The sequence below is a fragment of the uncultured Brachyspira sp. genome, from assembly GCF_934747485.1.
Taxonomy (GTDB): Bacteria; Spirochaetota; Brachyspiria; order Brachyspirales; family Brachyspiraceae; genus Brachyspira.
This window is the reverse complement of the sequence record NZ_CAKVGN010000104.1, coordinates 1-6049: the sequence shown is the minus strand read 5'-3', so window position 1 is coordinate 6049 and position 6049 is coordinate 1. Positions and strand designations below refer to the sequence as shown.

The following is a 6049-nucleotide window of genomic DNA, read 5'->3' as shown; positions in this document are numbered from 1 at the left end:
TAGCTATTTATATTATAAGGAATACCTACTTTATTTTAACTAAAAAACGTGCAATATCTATGGCTCCTAAACAAAACAATTTTATCAATTGTATTGACTTTTATATAATATAATATAATATAATATAATATAATATATAGGAGATATCTTATGTTAAGAAAAATTGTTTTATCTGTTATTCTTGCTTTGGCATTAATAACAACTATTCCTGCTAAGGCACAAGCTGCATATTCTGATGGTGCTGCTATTGGTGCTGCATTTATGGGAGGTTTTCCTGCTAGTACTTCTTTAGGCTTAACAGGACAATTTAAAGGCGTTCCTTTAATGTTTGGAGCATCAGCAAGAATATTATTTGGTAGTGGTTATACGTTTTTCGGTATTGGATTTACTATGGATTGGTGGGGTTTAAAAATTCCTTTGTTGAAAGATTCAGTTGGTATTCACTTCTATTTAGGACCTGGTCTTGCAGCAAGTGTTGATTTTGGAAGCCAATATTGGAATATTAGTGCTGCTTTAAGAGTGCCTATAGGATTCTCTTTTATATTTGCTAAAAATTGGGAAGTATTTGTGGAATTGGCTCCTAGTGTAGGTGTACTTAGTGTTGGAAGCGGCGGATTTAGATTATTAGGTATATATATAGGTGACGGCGGAAGCGGTTTTGATTTTGGTTCATTCTTTGGCTTTGCTGGTCAATTAGGATTTAGATACTGGTTCTAATATTTAATTATTTTTCTAAAATTATGGCTTAATCTTAAATAAAAAGATTAAGCCTTTTTATTGATTAATAAATTGCATAATATAAATTTTATTTCTCTATAAACTCAAATATATCTATCAATTTTTTTCCTTCATTTATAGTATTTCTGTTTTTTATAAATAATATTGCTGTTTTTATTAATGTTCTCTCCATAACAAGTTTTTTATCTGATAAATCAAGAGAAGATATCTCCGCTACCTTAGAATCTCCTATCGTTCTTCTTATCATCTCTGTGCCTGCATATCCTATAGAATCCGATAATATAGAGTTTAAATAATACTCTTTAAAACTATCATTTTTATAAAGACTGAATGTAACTATCTCATCATACTTTTTTCTTAAAGAAATATTTATTTTATCAAATGTATCTATTATTGTCTTTTTTATCCATTGAACAAAATCTTTATTATTAGAAAAATAAGTTTTATTAGCCAAAGAGAAAAATAAGTTTCCTATAACATTACCAATATCATAACCAATAGGTCCATAAAAAGCAAACTCTGGGTCTATTATTTTTATTCCGTTTTGATTTATAAATATAGAACCTGTATGCAAATCCCCATGTATAAGTGCCTGAGAATAATTCATAAATCTGTCTCTCAATTTACTTACTTCAAATTTTAAGCTTTCATCATTATACAAAAACTTATCTACAAAATCTTCTTGCCCTTTGGATATTATATTTCTATTTTTATAATTATAATAAGGCTCTGTTAAAACTAAATCTTCTGTAATATCGCATAATTCTTTATTTATAAAAAGCTTCACATTATATTTTTTCTTCGCCCTATCCATTACTAAATCTGTTGTAGGGAGCAAAACATTTGATAAAAAATCAGCTATCTCATCAGAAAAATTATCAAACTCTTTTTCTTCTAACAGCTCTTTACGCATGTTTTTATAATCAGATATATCTTCCATAGCTAAAGCATGCATATTCTCATCATAAGAATAAACTTTAGGTATATGATTAGGCGACAAAGAATATTCTATTTTTAATATTTCAGCTTCTATTTTGCTTCTATAAACATCTAAAGCCCTTCCAGAAGAGCGTAAAAACTCATCAGCCTGCTTTATTATAATAGATTTATCCTTGCTAAAAACCTTAAACACATAATTTATATTACCGTCTCCTATTTCAACAGCCTCAATTTTCTCATCTTCATTAAAATATTTTAAAACTTTTTTACAATATTCCTTTACATTTTCCGTACTCATTAAAAAGTGCTTATCAAATTTATACATTATTTATATCCTTAAACTAGTATTATCATTAATATTATATTAATAAAATACAAAAAATACCACTAAAATATAATCATTCAATATAAAAATTACAACTAATAAACAATACTATATAAAAAAATATAAATATTAAATTTGATATAATATCATTATAATGGTATACTTTAGAATAAATGATAATATAGGGTTGTTTTGAAGTGGAAAAGTATATACTTGACAATGATTTAGATAAAATAAGCAAATTGATAGAAAATATATGCCTAAAAATAAGCAAATATATAACAGATATAGACCTTTTCTCATCAGCATTATACGAAGTAATAATAAATGCTATAGAACATGGTAATCTTAATATATTGTATGAGCAAAAAAAAGAATGGCTTCAAAAAAATATATACAATAAAAAATTAAAAGAACTATTAAAAAGCGAGCTTGCAAAAAATACAAATATAGAACTTACTTTAGATATCAATGAAAAAGAAAATAATATAAAAATTAAAGTAAAAGACAATGGAGAAGGCTTTAATATTAAAAGAGCATTAAAATCAATTAAAAATGATGGTTTTGCAAGAGAAAGCGGAAGAGGAATTATAATAATAAAATCATATTTTGACGAAGTTACTCACAATAGAAAAGGAAATATTATTACGCTTATTAAGAAATTCAATAAAAATATAAAATAATAATAAAGAGAAAACTATTATGCCTAAAAAAGTTAAAGATACTAAATTTTTTCATAAATCCCCCGAAATAAAATTAAATACAGGTTTTGTTACATTAGAGAGATTTGTTGCTATAAATGAATATGATGACGGAAGTTTTTCAAAAGAGTATAATTGCGACATCATTAACAGAAAAGGTTCTGATGCTGTTATAATAGTTCCATATACTTATATAGATAATCAAATGCATGTACTTATGATTAAAAATTTTAGACCTGTAGTTTACTATAAAGAAAAAGTATTAAACAATAAAAGTGCTGATGAGATAGATGAAAATATTATGTCATTTTTAGAGTTTCCAGCAGGAATGCTTGAAGAAGATGAACTTAATATGAAAGACAGCAACATGGGTATAAGAAAATGTGCACAAAGAGAATTGGAAGAAGAGACAGGGTATAGTGTTAATATAAAAAATATTAAAGTTTTAGGACATCAATATTACAGCTCTTCTGGGATTATTACAGAGAGAATAAATATTGCTACATGCGATATAACAGGATTAAAACCTAAGAAAGTAAAAACTGATGGTTCTGTTATGGAAGAGAATATTGATTCTTTTTTTGTAGAGTTTAATGAGGCTATAAAATGGTGTAAAGAAGGCATAATAAAAAATGCTGGTACAGAGATAGGCTTAAATAGACTTTATTTTTCAATATTATATGAACAGCAAAAAAAGCACACTGATATTTTGCAAAAAAGATTGGTTTCTCTATTTAATGAAATAAACTCTTTGAAAAAGAATGTTAATTATTATAACAAACTTATAAGAGAGTTTAAAGCAACTATCACTCATGAACTTAGACACCCTTTTACAGAGATAATGGGATATATTAATTTATTAAAGAGAAAAACTATTAATGAAGAAGTAAAAGAAGAGGCTATTAATGTTATATCAAGAAGCATAAAAAAATTGTATGACAATAATAATAATTTAATACAGATTGCTATTAAAGATGATGAGAGCTATAGTTATACTTCAGAATTTAATGTTGAAGATGAATTGAACTCAATAATAGAAGGATATAAAATTTTATATCCAAAAGATATTAAAACAGAAATATTTATAGAAGAAAATTGTAACACTCTAATAGGATATAAAGAAAGATTCAGACTAATAATGGAAGGAATAGTTTCTAATGCATTTAAATTTACAAAGTCCGGCACAATATCTATAAACGTTAGAATGCTTGATACTATTGAAACTAAAGCAATAGATTTTTCACCAGACTTATTTAATTATCATTCAATGCAAAATATTATGCCAAATGAAATAGAGATTACAGTAAAAGATACAGGCAAAGGAATAAAACAAAGCAAATTAAAGAAAATCTTTATACCATTTTATCAAAGCGACTCAAGATTTGAAAGAGAATACGGCGGCATAGGAATAGGCTTATCTGTAGTTAAAGATTTGCTTGATACTATGCAAGGAACAATCACAATAGATAGCTCTGAGGGTGCCGGCACTATAGTAAAATTAAGAATACCATTTGGAGTTGTAAACAATTCCAAAAATTAATTTTATTCCATATAAGCCATATAAGCTGATAATACTGTCATACTGTCTTCTTCACTGCTTTGATTTTCAGGAGCATAGTCAAAGTATGTAGATAAAAGAGCATAATCACTGTAAACATCATCGCTGTAGATATTCTCTTCTTCTTCCAAAACAGATGTTGAGGCAGTTATTTGCGAATCAATAGAATTATTATTGCTGTTATTAATAACTACACCTACTCCAACAAATATTAAAAGCATAGCTGCTATAGAAGCAACATAAGGCACGAGTTTAAATTTCTTTTTTGTGTTATTTACTTTTATAGGCATCTTCCCTGTTAAAATAGATGACATAGCAAAAATTTCTTCCTTAAACTTTCTGCACTCAGAACATTCATCTAAATGCTTTTCCATCTCTAATATTTCTTCATCATTTAAATCATTATCTTTATATCTGCTGATAAGCATTTCATAATACTCATGTGTGTTGTTCATAAAGTTACCCCCATTTTTTTTATTATTTCTAATAATTTCTTTCTTGCCCTAAATATCCTTGTTCTAACGGTATTAACAGGCAAGTCCAATTTCTCAGATATCTCAGTATAAGAATAATTCTCATATTCTGCCATAATAAGAGGTATTCTAAAATCATCTTCCAACTTAGATAAACTCTCAGCTATGATGATTTTATTTATACTGTCATTATCATGAGCTTCCTGCATTTGAGCATTTCTATATTCTTTAAGTCTGTATCTTTTTTCCCGCTCTTTTTTTCTTATATGATCAACTGCCCTATTGAAAGAAACCCTATAAAGCCAAGTATAAATTTTAGACCTACCCTCAAAGCTTTCTCTTTTTATATAAAAACTAACAAAAACGTCCTGCACAATCTCTTCTGCTTCATCATAATTAGAAATAAGAGAATATACCAAATTAATTAAAGGTTTTTTATAAGCCTCCATAAGTTCTTTGAAAGCCTCTTCATCTCCATTTTTGAAAGCTTCTAAAAAATTATTTTCATCAAACGCCATCTCTACACCACTCATAAAAAATAATTACCTCATTTTGCAATTACGAAGCTGAGATCTTTGCTGAGGTGTTAATACATTTATTATATCTAAATCACGAACCATTTTCAAATAATCTCTCTCCGCCTCATAATCTTTTTTAGATTTAATAAGATTCTTCAGCATATTCCTATCCGGATTATCCTTAATAAGTTCTTCCCTTATACTGTAATCTATCTTTTCTATTTCCAATCTAATGCTTTCTTCTTCTTTAACAAATTTAATTGCTATATCATAAACTCTTTTCGTTTGTTCTTCGGTTAATACAATACCTGCCATTTGTAAAAAACGCAAAGCATCAGGTCCCAATTTATCAGTTCCTCTATGCATTCCTCTGCCGCCGCCCATTCCCCTGCCATGCCTTGGTGCCGGAGGCTGAGCAATAAGGAGTGATGAAAATAATAATATAAATAATAATACAAACTTTTTTTTCATGTAGTAACCAAACCTCTTTAATCGAATATATCTCTTTTTATTATAATATGTTAGACGAATATATATTAAAAAAGTTCCCTGTTATTTATATATATTTTTACAATATTTATAATATATTTAAAGAAAATTACATAAAACTATTTAAATAAATATATTCTTATTATTATTAAGTATACAATAAAATTTAAATAATTTCTGCTAAATAATTATATTGCAATTTTCATTAAATAACAACTTATTTAATAAAAATTATGTGTTTAGGAGCCATACATATTGCACGTTTTTTAGTTTAAAAAAAGCAGGTATTCCTTATAATTTAATTAACT

Annotated in this window: 7 protein-coding genes; 3 read left to right on the top strand and 4 right to left on the bottom strand. The window is 27.0% G+C overall.

Annotated features, from left to right (window positions below):
- Positions 1 to 150: 150 nt before the first annotated feature.
- Entirely contained in the window at positions 151 to 717 is a 567-nt protein-coding gene (locus tag Q0H31_RS12740; protein WP_295298767.1) for a hypothetical protein, read from the top strand.
- Between the two features lie 88 nt (positions 718 to 805).
- Here Q0H31_RS12740 and mtnK read toward each other — a convergent pair whose 3' ends face one another.
- Positions 806 to 2002, bottom strand: a complete 1197-nt coding sequence (mtnK, locus tag Q0H31_RS12735; RefSeq protein WP_295298766.1) for an S-methyl-5-thioribose kinase — start codon at positions 2000 to 2002, stop codon at positions 806 to 808.
- A 197-nt stretch (positions 2003 to 2199) separates the two neighbouring features.
- On the opposite strand from mtnK, the gene Q0H31_RS12730 reads away from it, so the two are divergent.
- On the top strand, positions 2200 to 2685 hold the full coding sequence (locus Q0H31_RS12730) for an ATP-binding protein (protein ID WP_295298764.1): 486 nt from the start codon (positions 2200 to 2202) through the stop codon (positions 2683 to 2685).
- Between the two features lie 19 nt (positions 2686 to 2704).
- Positions 2705 to 4243: an ATP-binding protein gene (locus tag Q0H31_RS12725; RefSeq protein WP_295298762.1), complete on the top strand. Its 1539-nt coding sequence runs from the start codon at positions 2705 to 2707 to the stop codon at positions 4241 to 4243.
- 2 nt (positions 4244 to 4245) lie between these two features.
- Here the strand turns inward: Q0H31_RS12725 and Q0H31_RS12720 are convergent, their stop codons facing one another.
- From Q0H31_RS12720 to Q0H31_RS12710, 3 genes are read right to left on the bottom strand one after another with little or no spacing between them, the layout of a single operon-like run.
- The gene (locus Q0H31_RS12720; RefSeq protein WP_295298760.1) at positions 4246 to 4716 is read right to left on the bottom strand and encodes a zf-HC2 domain-containing protein; all 471 of its coding nucleotides are present in this window, start codon (positions 4714 to 4716) and stop codon (positions 4246 to 4248) included.
- Entirely contained in the window at positions 4713 to 5267 is a 555-nt protein-coding gene (locus Q0H31_RS12715; protein ID WP_295298758.1) for an RNA polymerase sigma factor, read from the bottom strand. Before Q0H31_RS12715 ends, Q0H31_RS12720 begins: the two co-directional genes overlap by 4 nt.
- Positions 5268 to 5276: 9 nt before the next feature.
- A complete protein-coding gene (locus Q0H31_RS12710) occupies positions 5277 to 5723 on the bottom strand; it encodes a hypothetical protein (protein ID WP_295298755.1) in 447 nt (148 codons plus the stop codon).
- Between the last annotated feature and the right edge of the window lie 326 nt (positions 5724 to 6049).

Bases quoted from the DNA above. Each gene is read 5' to 3' on its own strand.
- Q0H31_RS12725 (WP_295298762.1), top strand. From the start codon at position 2,705: ATGCCTAAAAAAGTTAAAGATACTAAATTTTTTCATAAATCCCCCGAA.
- Q0H31_RS12740 (WP_295298767.1), top strand. From the start codon at position 151: ATGTTAAGAAAAATTGTTTTATCTGTTATTCTTGCTTTGGCATTAATA.
- Q0H31_RS12715 (WP_295298758.1), bottom strand. From the start codon at position 5,267: ATGAGTGGTGTAGAGATGGCGTTTGATGAAAATAATTTTTTAGAAGCT.
- Q0H31_RS12720 (WP_295298760.1), bottom strand. From the start codon at position 4,716: ATGAACAACACACATGAGTATTATGAAATGCTTATCAGCAGATATAAA.
- mtnK (WP_295298766.1), bottom strand. From the start codon at position 2,002: ATGTATAAATTTGATAAGCACTTTTTAATGAGTACGGAAAATGTAAAG.
- Q0H31_RS12710 (WP_295298755.1), bottom strand. From the start codon at position 5,723: ATGAAAAAAAAGTTTGTATTATTATTTATATTATTATTTTCATCACTC.